This window comes from Paenibacillus paridis (genome assembly GCF_006345825.1).
Classification (GTDB): Bacteria; Bacillota; Bacilli; order Paenibacillales; family Paenibacillaceae; genus Pristimantibacillus; species Pristimantibacillus paridis.
This window is the reverse complement of record NZ_VCIX01000092.1, coordinates 591,772-613,718: the sequence shown is the minus strand read 5'-3', so window position 1 is coordinate 613,718 and position 21,947 is coordinate 591,772. Positions and strand designations below refer to the sequence as shown.

The window sequence follows — 21,947 nt, the reverse complement described above, 5'->3', positions numbered from 1 at the left end:
AAAGTCCCGTTGTATTTGAATACATGTGGACTCACTTTGTTGTTTCACACCTGCATCTTTACAAAAAAAGAGCCCCTCAACCCGCACTAGCGGATTGATAGGCTCTTAATCCCCGTTCTACTCCCGCTTCTTAATCAAGTTCATGATAGCTTGCGCGGTTTCGGCGCGATTGGCGTCGGACGCAGAATCGAAGATTCCGTTTCCTTTGCCTTGCAGAAGTCCTGCGGCCATGGCTTTATTCACTCCTCCTACTGCCCATGAAGAGATGCTTGAGCCATCCTCGAAACCGGCTGTTTCGTGACCAGTCGCTGCAATTGCATGGTTCTTGTACTCATAAGCGCGAACGAGCAGTACCGCCATTTGTTCACGGGTGATTCTCGCGTTTGGATCGAATTTGTTATCCGATACTCCCAAGACAAGCCCCGCTTCATAAGCAATGGCAACTTCCTTTGCATACCATTGACTTGCTTGAACATCGTCGAACGGAACTGAGCTTGCAGAAGTCGTCAAGCCTAAAGCTCGCACCAGCAAGGATGCGAATTCAGCGCGAGTTGTATGTCCATTTGGTGTGAAGAGTGTATCGCTTGTGCCGTTAATAATATGCTTCGCTGCCAACACCTCCAGCGTCCGAGCAACCCAGTGGTTCGAAGGAACATCCGTGAATGACTTCGAGTATTCCAGCACCGCATATTTGCTCAGATGCTGAGGCGCAACCGTCACGGTATTCTTGGCTGCATCTACGCTGCCCCCTACGTATTCCCATTCTTTGCTTACTTCATTGAAATAATAAATGCCCAGTAGGTCTTCATCAGCACCCTTGTTATAAGGCAAAGATATCTCAACTCCGTCATCTACATTGCTGATGTCAGTGACTTGGTTGTTGTGCTTCAGCTTAACCGTGATGTCGTAGATTACGCTAGCAACTTCTATACGCGCTTGACCGCCTTGGGCTGGAGCATTCGCAAGATCACCAGCAGTCACTGGCACAACGGTTACTTCAATACTTGCCCCGGATGGATTCCCCGCCGCAGTCAGCCATTGCTTCAACGCATCCGCTTGAATCGTTAGAACCGCATTCATGGCTTTCACCTGCAGGGATAGTCCGCCGATATCCTGCATGGGAATGGACTTCGATGTGATGCCGCTGCCAAACTCCACAATCGCTTTGTCTCCATCCTTAATGACGCCTGTTGGCGCTGATGTCGATGGTCCTGGATGGCTAGGCGGATTCGTTGGCTCTGGATTGCTTGTTGTCTGGCCGCTAATCGCAATCGACTTCGTTCCCACGATTCCCGAACCATCTGCTGCCGTCGCTGTCACCGTTACGGTACCATCGCTTACCGCAGTTAACAGACCCGACTCATCGATCGTTGCGCTTCCTGTTCCATTCCGGGCAGACCAGATGATTGTTTTGTTCGTTGCATCTGCCGGCAGTACCTCTGCTGTTAATTGAAGTGTACCGCCTTTTGTTGTAATGGTATCATTTCCGCTAACATGAATCGTTTCAACAGGTATAACCTCGATTTTCATCGACCTAACGATTACCGTAAAGATTTTCGTATCCGTCACTTTACCTTTCGTTAATGTTGCAATCAAGGTAACCGTCGCGTCTGCCGCACCTGCTAATGGACGAACAACAGCGCCATTTGTGCGAATGACTTCAGGGCTGTCACTTGACCATGTAACGGTGACATCTCCTAATCCTTTTGTTGGCAATGTTACGTTTTGTGTGACATTATCTGCATTGTTGCCTGCAGCGTAACCCACTTCGAGGGCTGCCGCCGCCGCTTCTACGCTCGCAATGTCCGGATCATCTATAGTTGCCTCATAGAACCCATCGGCATTATTCACAGTATTGAGCAGGACATAGTTAGCTTTATTTACACGATAGTAAAATGTCACCGCCGTGTTCTTATCCACTGTAAAGTCGCCACTTAATGTACCGTCCTTATTATCGATCTTATCAGCCCATGTGTAAGTACCCGGTTCTATAAATGCTGTAGCCATATAAGCATCTTTCCCCGTTTGTACCATCCGATATAATGTCTCGTTTCCTTCTTTGCTTAAAGATAACTCAACTTTAGCGATACCGATTGTATTCCTATATTCATCATTACCTTTAATCTTAAATGTGGTGCTTCCATCCGTGAGGGAGTCGAATATATCTCCTCTTACCGAATTCACCCATAAAACAAACGTATCCGTTTCCTTTTCTGATGCCGGAAAAACAACTTTCCGATTAGCAGAAGGAATCTCGCCATTATTCCATGTACGGTCAAAATTAATCTTGTAATCATACGACACAGATAATTTTGGTACAGTATAGGTTAATTCTCTTGCGAAAATTCCACCACCAAGATAAGGAAGAGTAGATAACGGACTGGCTTGATCCCAACCGCCAAACGCTTTAAATTCTTCTATACCGGTTCGATTAAAGAAATTACCCGTCCAGTTCGCCACTTTCTTGATGTCCTGTACCGGATTACCGTTCACATCCTTATGCACATCCTGTCCTGTCACCACTTTGTCATCTGTTGCAAATAAACGGATAATAATATTCTGAGCAACCTTACTTTCTGTTATTGCTCCTTTATAGATAGATTCGCCATTGCTTAGAATCTTATAATCTTTTACCCCCTGGGGAAATGCTACCGCTGCTTCATACATGCCCTGTTCATACAGACTCATGTTCGTAAGGCCGTCGCCAACCTGAACCTGTAAATAATCGCCAACACTTACTTCGAAATCGGCAGCGGGGTCGTCGTTGCCACCTTGACCGGGCAAATGATAAATCTCCATTTCATACAAACTAGCATAGGCTCCACTTTTTTCTGCTACATGAACACGAACATATTGATATTCAACACTGGAAAATCGAATCTCCTGATTAGCAGTGCTTGTACTTTGTCCTGACGCAATCACCTTATATCCGGCGCTAGGATCATTCGTACCTTCAATTGTAAACTTTGCTCTGTAAGAATCTGCATACTCACCAGTGGCCCCCCAATAAAGATTAAGTTGATTGAAGGCTGTCTGTACACCCAAGTCCACAGCAAACCATGGGTCCGTATCTTCTTCATGTAATGTTATGAAAGAAGAATAACTTCCGTCAGTAAGATTGGCTACATTGCGTGCCCCAATTCCACGAGTAGCTCCTCTTGCATTGGAGGATGCACTACCCTGTTTTTGTTTTGCAAGATTAACTGTTGCATCAATGCCACGTCCTGATAAATCCGGCACATTATACAGATTACGATAAGTATTTGTAAACGCATATGCCTTTCGTTCTATTAAATTCACTAAATCACGATCATAATTAACTGGATAATTTCTATAGTCAGAACTTTCCACCAGTGCCTTCACCGTGGACTGATCTTCTTCTCTAATCTGGAGAACGGGTTGTTCTTGTCCGGATATTGCGTAATAAAGTGTACTTGCTGATATCAAGGAAGCAAGATCATTGCCATGAACATTATCGCCATTCCGATACCAGTCTTTGCCTTCGTTAAAATACAGGTCGTAATAGGCCTCCCCGCTAGGTGCCAATAATGCACCATAGTCTTTTGCAACCGCAACGTATGCATTTGTAAAAGTGGTTTGCATTGTTTTAAACACGTCTTCATTGGCCCAAGGCATATACAAAACAAGCTGTGGATGTGATTCTGCCTCCTGAATCCATGGATCAATCGCATCTACTCCCTGTCTTAATAAAGGCTCAGTGAATCCGGATGACTTTTCCTGAAGCACTATATAATCGTAATCACCGTACACGATAGCCTCCCGTGTACTGGTCGCTAGTATTTCTGCCTGATCGATTAACGACGCGCCCATCTGAGTCTGTGTATCTACAATTGCTTGTTTTCCTGCATACTTAAACAGCAGTTCTAATTTGTCTGCCACACTGTTATACCTAGTCAAACTGTTTCCCACCATTAAAACTTTTACGGTATCGTCCTGAGAATCTACGGCATTCGGAATTGCATCCATTATTACCGTTTCATTTATCGCTTCCGCTGCAACCGCTTCCAAGAAACTCATACCAAGAAGTACTACAATCAAAACCATAGCAATCATTTCCCGGATAAATCTTTTCTTCATCATGATATTCATTCCTTTTCCATTCGCTCAAGGTACAAAACGGCACCCGAACTTTTTATTTTTTCACTAAAATAGTGCATAGAATGATTATATTTCAAAAAAATGGTTGCTGAGAATAATCAAATTATATATATTCATATATATTTAAAGATATATAAGGGGGCATATTTCTTATGGAATTATTACAACTTCGCTACTTTCGAACAGCTGCGCAACTGGAGAATTTCACAAAAACCGCTGAACATTATATGATTCCCCAGTCTGCAGTAAGTACGACCATACGTAAACTAGAAAAAGAGCTAGGTTGCGATTTATTTAACCGAAATGGAAAGAAAATATTTTTAAATGAAAACGGGAAATTGTTCTTAACAAAGGTTGATATTGCTCTAACCAATATCGATGATGCTGTTGATGAATTGAAATACTCGGAATTAAAGACTATTGGCATTTATATTCAAAGTGGGATTCATTTTATAATGGATCTAGTTTCTGCATTTGAAAGGGCCTATTCGAACAGTAAAATTGTATATTATCAAGGAGAATCGGTTATCTGTCATGAAGGTGATTTCACCTTTTTTCAGCTTCCCATTGATGAGACCATCTACAACTACCGCATATTAATGGAAGATGAGATCGTGCTTGCAGCTCCACACAACAGTAAATGGGCACAAAAGAAAGAAATTGACCTTGCTGATCTTCACAACGAAAAATTCATTTCCTATGATACAGGAAACCAGCTTCGCATATTCACAGAACATATCTGTGAAGAACATGGGTTTCATCCTACTATTATTTTTGAAGCAAATGCGGTATCCTCCCTCCGTTCCATGGTAGAAGCAAATATGGGACTCTCTCTTGTTCCCTATATCTCCTGGATGTTAAATGTAACTAGGCATGTTCATTTAATTCCGTTCACTACACATCCAAAACGCCATTTAGTACTTGCTTGGAAAAAAACATTGCCCCTTTCACCAGACAAACAGTTATTTTTAGATTTTGCTAGCAATTGGTTTACACAGTTTCAAAGCAAGTCAAATCTTCCACCTCAAACCAAAGGTAGTCCTTCCATTGGTTGATTTCACGAATAAACCGCTTAAGAACAGGTATGAGCATGGATTGAGTTAGGTATTCGGATGAAAAGAAGATAGATAATTTTCGGAACGATTTTTTTTTGTGTATAAAAATCGTCTACACTCACAAACGTTCTCTAACTTGAAATCATTTTAGCAGTGGTATATTTATGTAGTCATTGGCCGTAGACACAATTATTCATCGTTAACCCAATCTAAACGAAAGAAGGAGAGTTGAAAATGAACAAAACAGCAAAGAGGATTTTAAGTGTTATTCTGTTTTTCGTGTTATTAACGCAACCGTTCGCAGTTAGTTTTGAAAGCGCAAACAATTCCAATTTTCTAAGTTGGCAAGTGGCAGAAGCAGCGGATAACGGCTTACCATCCGCAACAAAAGATGGCGTAATTCTGCATGCGTGGAACTGGTCGTTTAATACCATTCGGAGCCGCTTGCCAGAAATTGCTGCAGCGGGCTTTAAAACAATTCAAACCTCTCCGATTCAGGGAAATAAAGAAAACACGATGACTGGAAGCATCTGGTGGATGTTGTATCAACCAATAAATTTCAATATTGGCAACGCACAGTTGGGAACAAGAGAGCAGTTTAGACAATTATGTGCAGAAGCAGAGAATTATGGCATCAACATAATCGTCGATGTTGTTGCCAATCATACAGGCAACGCGGGTATAGATTCGTCGGTGCAATACGTACCGGCATACAACGTTGATCCTTCCATTCGCAACAATCCATCTTTTTGGCATGAACTAAGCGGAATTACCAACTGGAATGATCGTAGGCAAGTTACCCAGCTTGGTATTGGCTTGCCGGATTTGAACACGAGCAATCAAGAACTGCAAGATAAAATTATCGCATTTTTGAACGATGCGATTTCACTTGGCGCAGATGGATTCCGATTTGATGCTGCCAAACACATTGAGCTGCCGACCGATCCATATGGAGCTTCAAATTTCTGGACACGCGTGTTAGGCTCATTGAGCAATAATTCCAACCAGTATATATATGGTGAAGTGCTGCAAGGAGGTGCGGATGCATTTGCGCAATATGCCAATTATATGAATGTAACGGCTTCTAATTACGGTGAAAGCGTGCGCCACGCCGTCGGTTTTAATAACGCCAAAAATGTAAATCTAGCCTATAATTATAATGCGGCCAACGTCGCACCTTCCAAGCTAGTGACTTGGGTGGAATCGCATGATACGTATGCGAACCTTGGAGATGAATCAACGAATATGAACGAGTGGCAAATTAAAATGGGTTGGGCTATTATTGCGGCAAGAGCCCAAACGGTTCCGTTGTTTTTTAATCGTCCGGCAGGTACCGGCAAATTTGCTACGACTTTAGGAACAGCGGGCAATAATTTGTGGAAAGATCCAGATGTAGTGGCTGTTAACAAATTCCACAATGCGATGGCAGGTCAAGGTGAGTATTTACGGTATCAAGGCAATGAGATTATGCTGATTGAACGTGGCAATAAAGGAATGGTCATTGTTAATTTGGGCGGCAATGCGGCAATTAATCAGCCAACGAATCTAGCTAACGGTGTCTATACGAATAAAGCAACAGGCGGCGGTACATTTACGGTAGCCAATGGCAGAATTACCGGAAATATCACCGGTGGCACGGTGGCAGTGCTTAATAACGACTCGACTTCGACGCAATCCGTTAATGTAGCGTTTACCGTGAGAAATGCTACAACGGTCATGGGGCAGAATGTATACTTGATCGGCAATATCCCCGGACTAGGCAACTGGAATGTTAGTCAAGCGTTTGGTCCAGGCAACACGGCCAGTTATCCGCATTGGGGTTTCACCGTCAACTTGCCAGTCGGCACAACGTTTGAGTATAAAGCAATAAAAAGGGATGCTGCCAACAATGTCGTTTGGGAGTCGGGGGCTAATCGCACATATACAGTCAGCGCAAGCAATAATCAAGTCTCGTTTGATTTTAGAAATTAGAAGCTCTTCTGAGATTGCGCGTATAACGATTTCATAAATAGCTATTGTGTACTTTTGAGATTAAATCCTCAAACGTATGCAATAGCTTTTTTATAGCTTAATGCGGCCATTTGGTAATGAACCGAAAAACCTTCCCAAAATCTTCGGGAAGGTTTTATTGACCCTAATGAATAGTTAATCTATTTTCCTTGTTGATTCTCTAACCGTCATTCCATGTGGTAAAATTTTGCGTTTCGAGTCGATCTTTGTCCCCTTCAGCAATTGAAATAGCAATGAAGCAGCTTCGTTACCATGATGAAAAGAATCCATAGTAACAGTTGTCAACGATGGAGATGCTAATTCTCCCCTATTATCCTCGCTAAAACTAACAATGCTAACATCTTCAGGCACCTTCAACTCTAATTTTGCCAAAGCACTAATCACTTTCAATGCTGTGACATCATCGGGAACAAGGATTGCAGTAGGTCTTTCAGGCGTATTCATCAACGTCCACACCATAATATCTTCCTCATCCGTTTCGACAACCATGCACGAGTTTGGATTCAATTCTATACACAAATTCCGTAAAGCCAATTGGTATCCTCTCATTCGATCTAACTGTATTTCGTCATGAACAGGTCTCTGAAGAATAGTAATATTCCGGTGGTTTTGATGAACTAGGAAATGTGCAGCATCCCATCCGGCTTGAAACTGATCATAATCGACGGTATAGCTATCTGCGTGCTCCATATTTCTGCCCATGAGAACATAGGGAATTCCATTCAAATTTAAAAAAGATATAACATGATCTCTATCCATAGAATAAAGAAGGATAAGGCCATCCATGCTTCTTCCTTTGTATCGAGATTCTATTGCTTGTAAAGCATCTTGCTCGCTATTTCCTGTAATGAGCAGTACATTATATCCAACGTGCTGTGCTTGCGATACGATTCCCCGTAAAGCTTTCATAGAATTGGAGTGCAAATTTTTAGCTGGATTAGGAAGCAGGACACCAATGTTATAACTAATCTTTGATGATAACCCTCTTGCAAATAAATTTGGAAGATATCCCTGTTGATCTATAATCTTCAATACCTTTGAACGAGTTTTCTCGCTTATTCTTGAATCATTGGACATGACTCTCGACACGGTTGCTATTGAAGTACCAGCGAGTTCTGCAATAGATTTGATTGTAACTGCCATTTCAGGCTCCTTAAGATGCAATAGGAATTTATCATCATTCTATAACTAACTCCATATCCATAAAATGATTTGCCACTTGCAGCTTAATCTCCTGAATCTCTGTATCGTATGACCAAGTACCGCCAAAATCCCCAAGACTGATTTTTCCGTTAGATGTGATGATTCCTATGCTTTTTGGAACAAAATTCAACAACTTCACATTTAAATCAAGCCAATTACGCTCATTTGGCAATCCTTTTGATAGATAAGCGAGCTTTAACGTTATCGAATCTTGATTAAATTCCGCAGTAAACTCTAATAGGTTATAGGCACCTTTCTCATAGGCATAAGTCCTAGCATCATCTTCGTACCACTGACCATATGATTCGCTTCCTACTACGCCAGAAAAAATATTTAGCGTTATATTTGACAGTTCATTCATTACTGGCTTCCAGTTATGATCAGTGAGCTCGGGAAGAATTGTTCCTGCCTTAATATAAAGCGGTAACACATCAAGTGGAGCATGCGCCAAAATATGGCGTCCCCCAGTAAAGCGTTCTCCGCTCCAATAATCAATCCAGTCTCCCTCCGGCAAATAAACCGAACGATATTCTGTACTTGGACGAAGCACCGGCGCTACAAGCAAGCTGTTGCCCACCATAAACTGATCACATAAATTATACACAGAACGGTCATTAGGATATTCCATTATTAATGGACGCATAATGGGTAGTCCTGTTTTATGCGCCTCATAAAACTGTGTATACAAATAAGGCATGAGTTGATAACGCAAGCGAATGTATTTACGGCATATTTCTTCAATTTGCGACCCAAATACCCAAGGTTCTTGACGGACAGATTCAAGAACACTATGATTTCGGCAGTAAGGGAAGAATACCCCTGCTTGTGTCCAACGTGCCAACAGCTCCGGAGATGAATTGTGGGCAAAACCACCGATGTCAGGGCCTGAAAAAGGCTGACCGGATAGACCAAGATTTAGCACCATCGGAATAGCCATTGCAAGATGTTCCCAGAAGCTGCGATTATCGCCAGTCCAAGTGGCTGCATACTTTTGTATGCCGGCATAGCCTGCACGAGTCAGCACAAATGGCCGCTCTCCGTTAAGCTGTTCCTTCAATCCTTGCTGCGTTGCCATAGACATAAGCATTCCATATAGATTATGAACCTCACGATGCGTTTTCGGATTACCGTCATTGCGATGTACAACATCAAGATCCATTGTTTTTGTAGCGTTAAAAACTGCGGGTTCATTCATGTCATTCCAGACTCCGTGAATTCCCATTTCAGTATAGTAACGATGTTGTTCACCCCACCATGAACGTACTTCTTGTTCGGTGAAATCAGGAAATGCGCTCGCTCCTGGCCAAACATTTCCGATGAATAAATCACCTTCAAGTTTTTTGCAGAAATAATCGTTTTTGATACCTTCTTGATAAGGTAAATATTCGGGGTCCTTCTTCACACCAGGATCAACAATGGGAACAATTTTAATTCCCATTTCCTTCAGTTCATTTATCATCTTGCGAGGATTTGGGAAACGCACTGGATCAAATGTAAACACACGGTATTCATCCATGTAATGAATATCTAAATAAATGACATCGCAAGGAATATTTTTATCTTGGAAGTTTCTAGCCAGCGTCATGACTTCTTGTTGATCCATATAGCTGTAACGGGATTGATGATAGCCGATTGCCCATGCAGGCGGGATATCCATCCTGCCCGTCAAATCGCTATATCTTTTCACAACATCCTTAAGCTCTGGACCGTACACAAAATAATAATCAATCGTCCCAGCGTGTACCTGGAACTTGTACGATTTTTCACTAGAGCGCATATCGAACGATGAACGGCCCGGATTGTCTAGAAAAATACCGTAAGCAGGCTTATCGTAGCGAAAATGAATTAAGAACGGAATGGATACATATAAACATTCAATTTCGGGCACATGGGGATCGTAGACATCGGAGTTCCACATGTCATATTTCTCACCTTTTTTATCCAAAAAGCTCGTTTTCTCCCCTAGACCATAGATATGCGAATCAGGCTCCATTTGTTTTGTGCAACTAAACACGCCACGACCCGTTCTCGATAATTCTTCTTCTCTCGAGATCAAATGGCCATCAGCGTTATAGAAATCCATACGTGCATCCGACTTGCCTAAGACAACGGTTATAGCGGGCAGTATAAGCTTATACTCCAATGGAGTTTCTTCCAGTTGAGCTTCAACAGGAGTAAAAGCATCCTCTTGTACAGCAATAGTCGTACCCAAATCAAATACATGGTCTATCAGCAGCTTTACGCGAACAACATAGTCATTGACCGGTTGCAGTAATAACGTAGCATTTTCACTCCGGAATAAGTAAACCCCCTGCTTCTCACAATGAACCGATTGAATAGAACCCATTCTCCAATTACTCTCTATAATTGTATTTATATCGCTCTTGTCTGGATGTATCGTTTCGCTAGTTTGCATCATTTCTTCTCCAATCGATTAAATTCAACCCTTAACAGAACCAAGCGTTATTCCTTTTACAAAATATTTTTGGAAAAATGGATAGATAATTAACAGTGGGAGCATAGAAATGAATATTTTAGCGGCATTTAACGTTTGATTTGATAAGCTTGTCAGTCGCTTTGCCGATTCTGCGTCCACTTTGGACGGGTCAATGACAAGAGTGACTTGGCGTATATAAGATTGCAAAGGGTAATTTTCATTTTTAGTCATGAGCACAAGTGCTTGAAAAAACTCATTCCAATGCCCTACGATTGTAAATACTAAAATAGTTGCCAATACTGGCGTAGATAGCGGCAAAAAGATACCAAACAGGATTCGCCATGGTCCTGCGCCATCAATCAAAGCGGATTCTTCCATTTCCTTCGGCAAGTTTCTAAAGAAATTCATCACCAATATGACATTAAAAACAGGCAGCCCGCCTCCAAGCACGAGTCCCCAGATCGTATTAATTAAACCAAGAGATTTCATGGTCATATACCATGGGACCAATCCGCCTCCGAACAGCATACAAAAAATGAGAAGCCACATGATGATATTTCTCGGTTTGAACTCTTTTGATGTTTTGGACAGCGGATAGGCCATCAATAGCACGATGAAAAAAGTAATAATGGCACTATATACGACACGCTGCACGGATATGAAAAACGATTTAAAAAACTGGCCATCATCAATGATGGTTTCGTAAGATCCTAAAGTAAAGCCTTGCGGCCAAATAAAAACTTCACCGGCAGCTACAGCTCCTCTGTCGCTCAACGAAATAACAAGTGTATACCAAACAGGCAGTATACAAAGCAGCGTGATTATAACGAGCAAGAATATATTGAAACCATTGAATAGCCTGGATAGAACCGAACGTTCTTCTACCATGATCATCACATCTTTCTGTTAAAAAATTCTGTAATTTGCAAACCGATAAGCAAGCCCATAGGATACTGAAATGAGTACGAGCCCGACAACTGATTTAAGGAGACCAACAGCAGTCGCGAGACCATATTGCATATCAAGCAAGCCGGCTCTATATACCCAGGTATCGATGATATCGCCTGTTGAATATACCGATGGATTATAAAGATTGAATATTTGATCGAACCCAGCATTCAGAATATTTCCTAAGCTTAATGTGCCAAGCAAAACCGCAACCGGCAATATACTAGGGAGGGTAATACTCGTCAACCTTTTAAACTGGGAAGCTCCGTCTATGGCTGCTGCTTCGTACATTTCAGGGTTAATGGATGTTAATGCTGCAAAATAAATAATAGCTGCGAAACCAAATTCCTTCCAGACATCGCTAAAAACAACAATCCAAGGAAAAATAGGAGCATTAGCAAAAAACAGGGTCGGCTCTACGCCAAATAAAGAAAGAATCTGGTTAATCGGTCCTGAGTAAGATAGGATATCCAGCATGATTCCTGCCACGATAACCCAGGATAAAAAATGCGGCAAATACACGATGGTTTGAACAGATCTGGTAAACAGCCTGTTTTTCACTTCATTTAACATGAGCGCGAATAGTAGAGGAAAGATCAAGTTGCCAATCATTTTTAACAACGCAATGAATATTGTATTTTGGAATACTTGTTTACTATCATCTAGTTCGAACATATACTTAAAATTTTCCAAGCCAATCCATTCTGACTTCAATATGCCTAAGCCTGGATTGAAATCCTTGAACGCCATCAACACACCGTACATGGGAAGTAAATTAAAAAAGGCTAGCCACAGCAATCCGGGCAGGAGCATCAAATAGTAATGTTTATAAATACCTCGGTTAAGCATATCTCTATCTCCTTAAAAGGATAATCAAGGCGGGTGAACGATCCACCCGCCTTGATCATTCTACTTTATTTCAACTCATTCACTTCTTTAGTGATTTGGTCTCCGCCCTGTTCGTTCCACTTTTCAACGAAAGCATCAAACTCTTCAATCGGGGCACTGCCCATAATGATTTTCAAGAAGGTTTCATCTTCGATTTTCTTTAAGTTGGTCCATTTGGTTTGCATGGTTTTGGTCTGTGCTGTTGCAAGGCTCTTCACATAATTAATATCGGCATCGACAAATGTTGAACCGCCATTCAAATGCGAGTAAAGATGAGTGAAGAAGTCTGGATCTTTTTGTTGATCCCAATATTGAATATCATAGTTGTCAAACGGCTCCGTTTTCACATTCTTAACATGGGAAGCAAGCTCGTAAGCAAACCCATAATTGAGTTTGTCCACATCTTCCAATTTCATTTCGCCAGTAAGAACCTTTTGCGTGGATTTCACGGCGTATTCCAATTGATCGCCAAGACCCATGATCAGGAATAAAGGAATTTCCTGAGAAGTCAATTCTTTGCCTACTGCTGTTTTATAGCTCTCTTCTTTCTCCGAAACATGGATATTGATCATTTTAATGACTGCTTCTGGATGCTTATAGTTTTTCTTCACAACGATGTACGAGCTTCCTGTCGCTTGGTTAGAGTTAAATTTGCCTGCATCATCCACCGGAGCAATATAAGGTCTCCAGTTAGCATTTGGATCGTTTTTGATTGAATCCGTGAGGTTGTACGGTGTCCACCATGGACCGAAGAAAATGCCTGCTTGACCGCTAGTTATGACCTCTTGCGTACTCTTTCTCAAACCAATCTCTTTATCCAAAATGCCGCTCGCATACCAATCCCGCAGCTTGGTCAAAGATTCTCTAGTCTCAGCAGTAGTGGAACCATACACTGCATTACCATCCTTGTCTTTTACCCAGATGCCAGGATAAGCATTATTGGAGAAGAACACCGGCGAGAAGTTCATGAAATGATCGCCTGAAGTAAGGAATGTGGAATAAAGTGAACCGCCTTGCTGGGTACCGACAATTCCTAACGTTTTGTCTCCACCCATCTTGTTATCGATAAACGCCTTTGCGATTTTCTCAAGATCCTCTAAAGTCTTTGGAGCTTCCAGGCCTAACTTATCAAGCCAATCCTTACGAATCCACGTCAATGGTGCTGAAGGCAATGTTGTTTCAGGCAGCGCATACAATTTGCCGTCAAAGGTAACCCCTTCAAGCAATCCTGGATTAGATTCATAGATTTGCTTCAGTCGATCTGTGCCAAACTTATTGTATACTTCCGTCAAATCCGCCAACTGGTCGGCTTTAACCATTTGTCTTAGCTGCGTTTCGTTAACTAGCATAGCATCAGGCAAATCATTGCTACCAATGGCTAAGCTTACCTTCTGGCCATAATCGGCAACTGATGCTTCCCACTCGTGCTTAATCACAATGTTATAAGAATCCTTCAGCCAACGCGTATACAGGTTATTCTCTGCTGTATCCTCACCTTCGTACTTGTACGTGGGATCAATACCTCTGCCTATCGCTACTTCAATCGGCTCTGGAAATTTCTCAAATGGATTTACTGCCACGTCTGTCGCTAAGTTGCTTCCTGAATTGCTTCCTAAATTGCTGCTTGGGTTATCGCTTGGCGTGTTATTAGCACATGCGCTCAAACTTAGCGCAACAACCAGCCCGACCGCCAAGGTTTTGAAATTCTTTTTCATTTTCTTTCCCCCTACTGCATATTTAAATGAATGTTCTTTGCTACAACTTGATTATAATACCTCGCAAGTGTGGTGCGTGTTAGAGGATACAAGGGGAATAGGTCGAATATACGATGAGAATAAAAAAGACGCCCGAAAACTGTCTACCTTGTTTTCGGACGAATTTCTACCTAGCCTGCAACAAATTACAAATAGAACCTGTCATATCTGTTTGTTAGTCTGTCTATAGTCACTTGGAAGAATGCCTATATGCTCCCTAAATAAGCGGCTAAAATACTTTTCATCATTATAGCCTACTTGTTCGGCAATCCACTGTATGGTTTTAGTCGTGTTTATCAAATAATGCTTGGCTCTTTCCAGACGAATATCCCTCAAATAATCCGTATAGGTTTTACCTACGATTTGTTTGAAGCATTGGCTGAAATAGCTGCTGCTCATATTGACGATCTGTGCCATTTCTCCTGACGATAGAGATTGATTCATCATTAACTGAGCCATATTAGTCGCCTTAGCAATGCTATTCTGAATTTCCTTCGAGTATTGGGGCTTACTATTAGCTTGGTGGATGGTTTCCCTTACGTTCCGTAACCAGCCTTCAAATTGAATGAAATAGGCGAATGAATCATCCATAACAATGGGATCAAGCAATATTTGCTCATACAATCTGTTCCACTCATCCGACAAGGAAAAGAATAGTCTAGTTAATCTAATTGGCGGAAGCTTAATCGCTTTTAGTTCCTGTAGCATAGCCTCAAAAGCTTGCTCCTCGTAGATCCACTCTGATGAAAGCCATTTCTGCTTCAGCTTATTTAAGTCGTAACCGCCATTCTCCCCTAATGTAATCAGTAAGCGACTTTGAATGAACGGAATAGAATGTCCGGGATGGTAATCATAAAAAAATTCGTTCCTTCGATAAACCCGGGTAAGTTGTACAATTGATTTCCGATCCAGCTCCTTCAAATGACGAAAGCAAATTATGGCGTAATCAGAACTCGAAGAAAAGGATTCAGGTGGCAAATACGTCATTCCCCATACTCCAACATCCAAATCTATAGCGCCTTTGGGCAATGTGATACCCATTGCCGAGTCGTCGCTTTGTTGATTCAAGGTATAGATCACGTACAATTCATCAATTTGGTCCATTTCGTCCCGTTGACTGTTGTATCCTGAGGATTTTTTCGAATCAAATAATGATGAAATTCTACCCAATACATCTTGGAATTGTTCCTTTTCTAGTTGTGTCTTAGCGATATAATCAATTGCTCCAAGCCGAAGTGCCTCCTGCACATATTCGAAGTCTTGATGTAGGGTCAGTACAACAATTTGGATATTCGGATGAATTCTTCTTACTTCCTTCATCAATTCAATGCCAGACATCACTGGCATGGACAGATCTGTAAGCAATAAATCTACCTTGTTCGTCTCCAAGAACTGCAGGGCGTTCTCCCCATTATTGGCCTCCCCTACCACTTCCATTCCAAACTCCTGCCAGGGCATAAAGCTCACTAATCCCTTACGAACGATTTTCTCATCATCTACAATCAATACCTTTATCATAAATGCTGTTCACCTCTTAGCACAGGCAAGCTCATAGAAACAACGGTCCCTTTTCCAACCACGCTCTTAATATGAAACGTTGCTTGCTCTCCATAATTTGCTTCCAGTATACGTTTGACATATTTCATTCCGATTCCCATCCCTACTTTTTGGCTGTCCATAGAATCATCATTTAGTAATTGATCGATTTTTTCAGGCAGCATCCCAGCTCCGTTATCTTCTATCGTAATTTCAAGCTCATCATTTAAGCGAATATCCACATGAATATATCCATCATCACTTACTCCATGGTAAAGCGCATTCTCAACTAAAGGCTGTAAAATAAACCTTGGAATCGACAACATCATCGCATCGTCATCGACATCAATGTCCACATCGAATTGAAAATCGTATCTGATTTTTTGAAGCTGCAAATATTCTTTTAGCGCATCGATTTCCCCGCCAATCGTAGTGGCCTCGCCTGACTTGCCTAGATTATATTGCAGGAGCTTGTTTAAAGAAAGCACCAACTTGTCAATCTCCTTCTGACCATTGATCATCGCAAGCCAGTGAACCGTGTCCAGCGTATTCATTAGAAAATGTGGATTAATCTGATACAATAGCTTTTCAACCTCTAAGTTCGCTCTACGCTTCTCTTTCTGTTCAATTTCTTCGTATAGCTCCCAAATCTTTTTTCTCATGGCTCTAATTTTAAACAGCAAAAAATCGAATTCAGGGATATTGGTTAAGTCCGTATTCTCCTTGGAGTTGGACTGCACTAGTGTTTTAATTTCCATATTGAATTTCTCCAGCGGCTTGTATACCATTCTTGACAACAATAAAGCGAGAATGACTGCCGCAAGCTCAAATATTAAGAAATAAACGGTTATTTGAAGATACCATTGGTTTTTTTCCTGGTTCAACACCTCTTTTGGCAATATGGATACAATGCTCCAGCCTTGATTGCTCGTTTCCTTATGCCAAATATATTGTCCGTATGAGCCTGATACGATTTCTGAATTCCCCGTCGGAAAATTACTGTTTAGTGGGAATTGCTCTGGGTCTTGGCTAAATGTAATTTTCCCTTCGTTATCAAGGATAAGCAGCCGTCGTGACTGATTGTACGGATTATCGGAATCAAATAATTTGGCAGTGGCATTAAACCCTGTCTCTATGTACAAATAAACATCTTGATCCAGCCAATTTACTTTTCGCATTGTACTAAAGACTAACTGATTAATCGATCGATTATTGCTCTTGTGCGGACCGAAATAAGTAATCTCAGGATATACCGCCATAACTGGCAGCTGTTCCGGTTTAAAAGGATCTCTGACTGGGAAATTTTCAAAATCATACTCATTCGTATTCTTGAAGTAATACATCGTTAAACCTATATTGGGGTTTGAAAAGGTGATCACATTCAACTCGCTCTTCACCTCATTCCGAAGCCTTATACGCTCAAACGGCTCTGTTGTATTCTGCAGCTGCTCAAGTAATTTGTTTGTTCCGACTCCAAATGTAATTTGTTGCAAAACATGGTTTAAGTTATTTAACGTGTTCTCCATCGTTAATACGTCTTGCCTTAAGTTGCTCTGGATAGAACCTTCAACCTTATTAACAAGGATGGAGTTAATCGTAAATAGTGATGCGAGTCCTAGACAAATAAACGGAACTAGAATAATGAGCGTGAATATCGTGATAATTCTATTTTTAAAAGTAAGTTGTCTATAGCGTTCTAATACGAAGTTAAGCTTCATGAAGTCCCCCCAGAAAATCTCTTGAAATATTATCATGAATTGTACAGATTTTATAATAAAAAAACAATAACCCCAATTACCTTACGGTAATAGAATTATTGTGGCAGTTCGTTAAAATAATGATTGAAGAGAGTATTCTCAAACAGCCAGTAATTTCTATGTATCAGAGATGGCTAAAGGGTGTGCACTCGCAAATCGATAACCTTGGACGGCTGCATACCGTTACTTCGTGACCGTTAATGGTTTTAGCCATGTTATCTGCTTATTAAAGAACTTGTCCCGCTCACTCGTTAGCTGAATTACGATTGATGTCAGCAATAAACCCAAGTGCCGCAACTCTCGGGTTTATTGCTGATGCTGTTACGTCGGAACTTCTTCCCCCCAAGGCGGAGGTGGTGGCGGCATACTGCCAACGTTCAGAATGATCTTTTCGTTTTGGCTCTGAATTGCGGCTTGCGTTTGTAAATTCCACTGGTGTTGGGCTTGGATAGCAAATTGAGCTTGAGCTTGGGTTTGGGCTTCAAATTGTTGCTGGGCCTGCAGCTGGGATTGCGCCTGTTGCTGAAGTTGCTCTTGCACTTGCAATTGGAATTGGAGCTGAGCTTGGGACTGTGCTTGCAATTGTGATTGTATTTGAGCTTGGAATTGAAGCTGGGATTGTGTTAGAGATAGAATCTGCTCTTGAATTTGTCGAATCGTTAGAGTGAGACGGCTCGAAGGGGGCGTACAACCCCGAACCACGTGATGCCGCCTCGATTTCCGGCATCTTTTTTTAGCATGAACAGCCATTTACGTTACACTCCTCCCTATATTTCAATTCATTTCCTACACATCAGAATATGATCAAAAACAAATGTCGGACGAGGCATATGACAGGGAAGAAGTGCACATTTTTGAACTATCCTGCCAATTCGCTTATAACATGATTAAGCAAATATAACAAATTTGATCAAAGTAATCGATTGACTCTTAAGGTATAAAGCATCTTGGAGAGTCTCCAATCGTGGTACGATAAGAAGTTTATTGAGATCGAACACCAAACAAGCTGAAACCGGTACAATACCGGCGTCAGCTTGCGGCCTAGAGCTTTTTCTACTTCACGTCAATTAGAGCATTAATATCCTTATGCCGTTGAAACGGTAAGATCAATTAATATTCAACTCCATGAATCCACTGTAATTTTTTATGCTCCTTCATAGGAATCCCTGTTGTATCAAACAAATTTTTATCATCAACATATTTATTCTCATAAGTAATTGAATAACGTTTTTCTCTGATTCCTTCGAATTCAGTGTAAGCCTCCAATTTTACTGGCAGTCCTAGATCTTTTTCGATCTGTACATATTGGTGTATGACGACTTTACTTCCTTCCGGCTGTCTATCGTCTTCCAACATATCCTCACCAGAGAGCTTAACTAGCTGCTTCCCATCTTGAGATTCTAGAAGGCCTTCATTTTTCCAGCCTGTTTTGGCAAACTCGGCTTTTCTTTCAGCAAAGGATTTCCATGTGTCTGCACTCATTGTTTCTTCTTCTGTTAGTTTGATGTATTTTCCGCTTACAGCCTTTCCGCTTTTATTTCTTGAAACCTCTACCCATTTAGTTCCGTTGTCTTTTAAATACTGGCTTATTGGATGGATTGTTCCATCCTTTTCTTTGGCCAACATGTCTATCCTTTTATCATGAGTTACAGGATCTACCCACGTTTCTACAACAGCACCCACGCTGCCATCGTCGAGGTATGAAATCTCTTTGGTATATTCAATACCATTTTGTCTGTTTTGATTTGCAGGCTGGATTGCTTCAGTACCTTTTTTTGCAGGCTGAGATTCTCCAGTTACAGCGGTCATTCTCAAATCTGTTGTCGATGCAAATGCTGCAGCTGAAGTAATCAATAGTGAACCTATAATTGTGGATGCAATCAATACTCTTTTCATTCAATAATCTCCTTTAAGCGATTTAATTAGATACATAATATTTCAGCTACAGATACGGCCGTTCTGTACGATTAGATTACCAAGTGAATGCATCCAAGACTCATCATAATTCCATCATTTTAGCATCATTTTTTCGTTTTATTGAAAAGACAAGGAGATGGTAAATTCTTTTTTGTCATTTGCAAGGAAAAATTTATAAGAAACCATTTTGTTGCCATCGGTATAATCATGTACGACAACCGGCCCCATTTCAAATGTTCTGTCATCGACGAGATAATCCTTACCTGATATTCCAAACGTATCACTGCCTTCGGATACTTCTCCAACTTCATCTGATCGCTCAACGGAAAGTAAATCATTTGATTGCTCTAGGGAAAGCCCTATATAATTTTTCCAATATAAATATGAATTGTCGATATCTATGATTAGAGGCTTGACTGCCGATTTCATATTCAACTCATATATTTTATTAGTATCCGCGTCCATCGTAAAAGAGATTCGGTACTGGTCATCATACATTATGATTGCATATAAATTAACGACCAAATCAGGCCTCGTCGTATCGAAGAGGGTAAACGAAGACCCCTCACATCCATTACTTGTAAAATCGTCTTCCAAATCAGGAAGCAGCTTTTTTTCACTCAGTTTCTGTATTTCTGCCAAGCATTGTCCATTGAGATTTTTCAAGTCAACTTCTGATAAATGTGCGTTCTGAACAACAACAATGTCTTTAGACTTAACATGTTTATCATAGAGAAGGCGCATTTTGTCTATCATACTATATGGAGTGGGATGGTTGTTTTCTAGTAATTCAACTTTGTGTATATGCATTTGCCCCAACACCCGTTGATCATTGGCCTTGGAAAGCAGTAACGGAAATAGTGCAGAAAATGCCATTAATAAAATCAGTAAAAGGAATATAGTCTTGCTTTTAAATGTTTTCATTCGCCCCCTCCTTTAAGAACGATATTTACGGAAGTTCCATGACCAGGAACGCTTTCAAAATCCATTTCGGCATGGTGAATTTCTATAATTTGTGAACATATCGTTAGTCCGAGCCCAACACCGCCCTTTGCTCTTGAGCGCGATTGGTCCGTCATATAAAATGCTTCTGTGATTCTGGATAACTCTTCCGGCTCCATCCCCTTCCCATTGTCCGCAATCGTTATTTTATATCTTTCTTTTTCTATTTCGCCCATAAAACGAATATAACCCTTGCTCTCTATGGATTTTCTCGCATTATCTAGAAGATTGAGGCAAACAGTGATCATTAAATCGGTCTCTATTAACAAATCCGACTCATCCGCCTCCATTATCAATTCTATTCCTTCACGCCTAAGAATAGGTGAAATCACAGTTTTGACGGATTCAAATAAGTGAGATGCGGGAACTATTTTCATTTTGAACTGTTGTTTTTTTAGTACAATCAAATCCATTAATTTAAAGGAGAGGGCTTCCACTCGTCTTCCTTCTTGAAAAATATGATTGGCGTACAGATCATTTGCTCTTGCTCAACTTTTCTCGAACGAAGCATATCTGCGTAACCAATGATAGAAGTCATAGGCGTCTTTAACTCGTGTGCAAAGCTTGCAATAAAATTTTCTTGGCGCTGTGCAGTACCCTCCAACTCCGTAACCATATGCTTCAAGCTCTTGGACATTTGGGTGAAAGCCTTGGCAAGCATACCAATTTCATCATTACTGTTTCGGAAAGAAGGAAGTATGAAATCCCCTTCAGCAATGCTCTTGGTTGCTTTGGCAAGATTCTTGATAGGTTTCGTCAGCCAGTAGGCAACAAACGATACTAGAATAAAGCTCAAGCCAATCATACCCATAATCAAGCCGAAAAAAACTTGATATTGATTTTCCCTGCTTTTAAATAAAGAGGTTATATCCCTATAGGTTTCCAAATAAAAAGTCTCTCCGCCAGACACAATAGTACAGGCAACCCTGATGAAATATTGATCATCGCCTAACGGCAGCACTTCATAACCTTGGGTGTTACTATCCAGCTTTTTTATTAATTCATTATCAAATACTGGAGCTCCAGTTGTATGAAGGGTTTGATAATTACTATAGCTGATCCGGAACGGGACGGTCCCGTTGGAAGTAATCACGGTAATTTTCTCTAACGTGCTTTTTATCAAGGCATCTTGCTGCTGGCTCTCCTCTAGCTTCAAAGCAACTTCATCACTATAAAATGCGCCGGCACCTTGGTATGTTTTCGAAAGTTCTTTGTCCAAAGATGCCCTCAGAATATCATTTTCTTTGAAAGAATAACCTACTTCATGCTTTAAAGCAGATTGAAAGATAGTATTTATCATGATTGAACTACCTAAGCTAAA

15 protein-coding genes are annotated in these 21,947 nt (G+C 41.0%); 2 read left to right on the top strand and 13 right to left on the bottom strand.

Annotation, left to right across the window (positions count from 1 at the left end; genetic code table 11):
- Window positions 1-117: 117 nt before the first annotated feature.
- Entirely contained in the window at window positions 118-4,065 is a 3,948-nt protein-coding gene (locus tag FJQ58_RS24535; RefSeq protein ID WP_162341753.1) for an S-layer homology domain-containing protein, read from the bottom strand.
- A 206-nt stretch (window positions 4,066-4,271) separates the two neighbouring features.
- Here FJQ58_RS24535 and FJQ58_RS24530 point away from each other — a divergent pair, with 206 nt between their 5' ends.
- Together FJQ58_RS24530 and FJQ58_RS24525 are read left to right on the top strand one after the other, a co-directional pair.
- The gene (locus FJQ58_RS24530) at window positions 4,272-5,174 is read left to right on the top strand and encodes a LysR family transcriptional regulator (RefSeq protein ID WP_139997419.1); all 903 of its coding nucleotides are present in this window, start codon (window positions 4,272-4,274) and stop codon (window positions 5,172-5,174) included.
- A 234-nt stretch (window positions 5,175-5,408) separates the two neighbouring features.
- Window positions 5,409-7,145, top strand: a complete 1,737-nt coding sequence (locus FJQ58_RS24525; RefSeq protein ID WP_139997418.1) for a carbohydrate-binding module family 20 domain-containing protein — start codon at window positions 5,409-5,411, stop codon at window positions 7,143-7,145.
- Between the two features lie 174 nt (window positions 7,146-7,319).
- Here FJQ58_RS24525 and FJQ58_RS24520 read toward each other — a convergent pair whose 3' ends face one another.
- From FJQ58_RS24520 to FJQ58_RS24465, 12 genes are all read right to left on the bottom strand, one after another.
- Entirely contained in the window at window positions 7,320-8,327 is a 1,008-nt protein-coding gene (locus FJQ58_RS24520; protein WP_139997417.1) for a LacI family DNA-binding transcriptional regulator, read from the bottom strand.
- Between the two features lie 34 nt (window positions 8,328-8,361).
- Window positions 8,362-10,803, bottom strand: coding sequence for a glycoside hydrolase family 31 protein (locus FJQ58_RS24515; protein ID WP_139997416.1), 2,442 nt, complete (start codon window positions 10,801-10,803; stop codon window positions 8,362-8,364).
- 24 nt (window positions 10,804-10,827) lie between these two features.
- Window positions 10,828-11,712, bottom strand: a complete 885-nt coding sequence (locus FJQ58_RS24510; protein ID WP_139997415.1) for a carbohydrate ABC transporter permease — start codon at window positions 11,710-11,712, stop codon at window positions 10,828-10,830.
- Window positions 11,713-11,730: 18 nt separating this feature from the next.
- Window positions 11,731-12,621: an ABC transporter permease gene (locus tag FJQ58_RS24505; protein WP_139997414.1), complete on the bottom strand. Its 891-nt coding sequence runs from the start codon at window positions 12,619-12,621 to the stop codon at window positions 11,731-11,733.
- Between the two features lie 65 nt (window positions 12,622-12,686).
- Window positions 12,687-14,375 (bottom strand): type 2 periplasmic-binding domain-containing protein, encoded by a 1,689-nt coding sequence (locus tag FJQ58_RS24500; RefSeq protein ID WP_139997413.1) that lies wholly within the window; start codon window positions 14,373-14,375, stop codon window positions 12,687-12,689.
- Window positions 14,376-14,576: 201 nt separating this feature from the next.
- Complete coding sequence (locus FJQ58_RS24495) at window positions 14,577-15,932, bottom strand: response regulator transcription factor (protein ID WP_139997412.1); 1,356 nt, start codon at window positions 15,930-15,932, stop codon at window positions 14,577-14,579.
- On the bottom strand, window positions 15,929-17,668 hold the full coding sequence (locus FJQ58_RS24490; protein ID WP_139997411.1) for a sensor histidine kinase: 1,740 nt from the start codon (window positions 17,666-17,668) through the stop codon (window positions 15,929-15,931). Before FJQ58_RS24490 ends, FJQ58_RS24495 begins: the two co-directional genes overlap by 4 nt.
- Window positions 17,669-18,028: 360 nt before the next feature.
- A complete protein-coding gene (locus tag FJQ58_RS24485) occupies window positions 18,029-18,457 on the bottom strand; it encodes a hypothetical protein (RefSeq protein WP_139997410.1) in 429 nt (142 codons plus the stop codon).
- A gap of 360 nt (window positions 18,458-18,817) precedes the next feature.
- The gene (locus tag FJQ58_RS24480) at window positions 18,818-19,603 is read right to left on the bottom strand and encodes a hypothetical protein (protein WP_139997409.1); all 786 of its coding nucleotides are present in this window, start codon (window positions 19,601-19,603) and stop codon (window positions 18,818-18,820) included.
- 138 nt (window positions 19,604-19,741) lie between these two features.
- Entirely contained in the window at window positions 19,742-20,548 is an 807-nt protein-coding gene (locus FJQ58_RS24475; RefSeq protein ID WP_139997408.1) for a hypothetical protein, read from the bottom strand.
- Window positions 20,545-21,063, bottom strand: a complete 519-nt coding sequence (locus FJQ58_RS24470; RefSeq protein WP_139997407.1) for a sensor histidine kinase — start codon at window positions 21,061-21,063, stop codon at window positions 20,545-20,547. Before FJQ58_RS24470 ends, FJQ58_RS24475 begins: the two co-directional genes overlap by 4 nt.
- Complete coding sequence (locus tag FJQ58_RS24465; protein WP_162341751.1) at window positions 21,039-21,926, bottom strand: HAMP domain-containing protein; 888 nt, start codon at window positions 21,924-21,926, stop codon at window positions 21,039-21,041. The genes FJQ58_RS24470 and FJQ58_RS24465 overlap by 25 nt, the downstream gene beginning before the upstream one ends.
- Window positions 21,927-21,947: the final 21 nt, after the last annotated feature.

Bases quoted from the DNA above. Each gene is read 5' to 3' on its own strand.
- FJQ58_RS24535 (WP_162341753.1), bottom strand. From the start codon at position 4,065: ATGGTTTTGATTGTAGTACTTCTTGGTATGAGTTTCTTGGAAGCGGTT.
- FJQ58_RS24530 (WP_139997419.1), top strand. From the start codon at position 4,272: ATGGAATTATTACAACTTCGCTACTTTCGAACAGCTGCGCAACTGGAG.
- FJQ58_RS24525 (WP_139997418.1), top strand. From the start codon at position 5,409: ATGAACAAAACAGCAAAGAGGATTTTAAGTGTTATTCTGTTTTTCGTG.
- FJQ58_RS24520 (WP_139997417.1), bottom strand. From the start codon at position 8,327: ATGGCAGTTACAATCAAATCTATTGCAGAACTCGCTGGTACTTCAATA.
- FJQ58_RS24515 (WP_139997416.1), bottom strand. From the start codon at position 10,803: ATGCAAACTAGCGAAACGATACATCCAGACAAGAGCGATATAAATACA.
- FJQ58_RS24510 (WP_139997415.1), bottom strand. From the start codon at position 11,712: ATGGTAGAAGAACGTTCGGTTCTATCCAGGCTATTCAATGGTTTCAAT.
- FJQ58_RS24505 (WP_139997414.1), bottom strand. From the start codon at position 12,621: ATGCTTAACCGAGGTATTTATAAACATTACTATTTGATGCTCCTGCCC.
- FJQ58_RS24500 (WP_139997413.1), bottom strand. From the start codon at position 14,375: ATGAAAAAGAATTTCAAAACCTTGGCGGTCGGGCTGGTTGTTGCGCTA.
- FJQ58_RS24495 (WP_139997412.1), bottom strand. From the start codon at position 15,932: ATGATAAAGGTATTGATTGTAGATGATGAGAAAATCGTTCGTAAGGGA.
- FJQ58_RS24490 (WP_139997411.1), bottom strand. From the start codon at position 17,668: ATGAAGCTTAACTTCGTATTAGAACGCTATAGACAACTTACTTTTAAA.
- FJQ58_RS24485 (WP_139997410.1), bottom strand. From the start codon at position 18,457: ATGGCTGTTCATGCTAAAAAAAGATGCCGGAAATCGAGGCGGCATCAC.
- FJQ58_RS24480 (WP_139997409.1), bottom strand. From the start codon at position 19,603: ATGAAAAGAGTATTGATTGCATCCACAATTATAGGTTCACTATTGATT.
- FJQ58_RS24475 (WP_139997408.1), bottom strand. From the start codon at position 20,548: ATGAAAACATTTAAAAGCAAGACTATATTCCTTTTACTGATTTTATTA.
- FJQ58_RS24465 (WP_162341751.1), bottom strand. From the start codon at position 21,926: ATGATAAATACTATCTTTCAATCTGCTTTAAAGCATGAAGTAGGTTAT.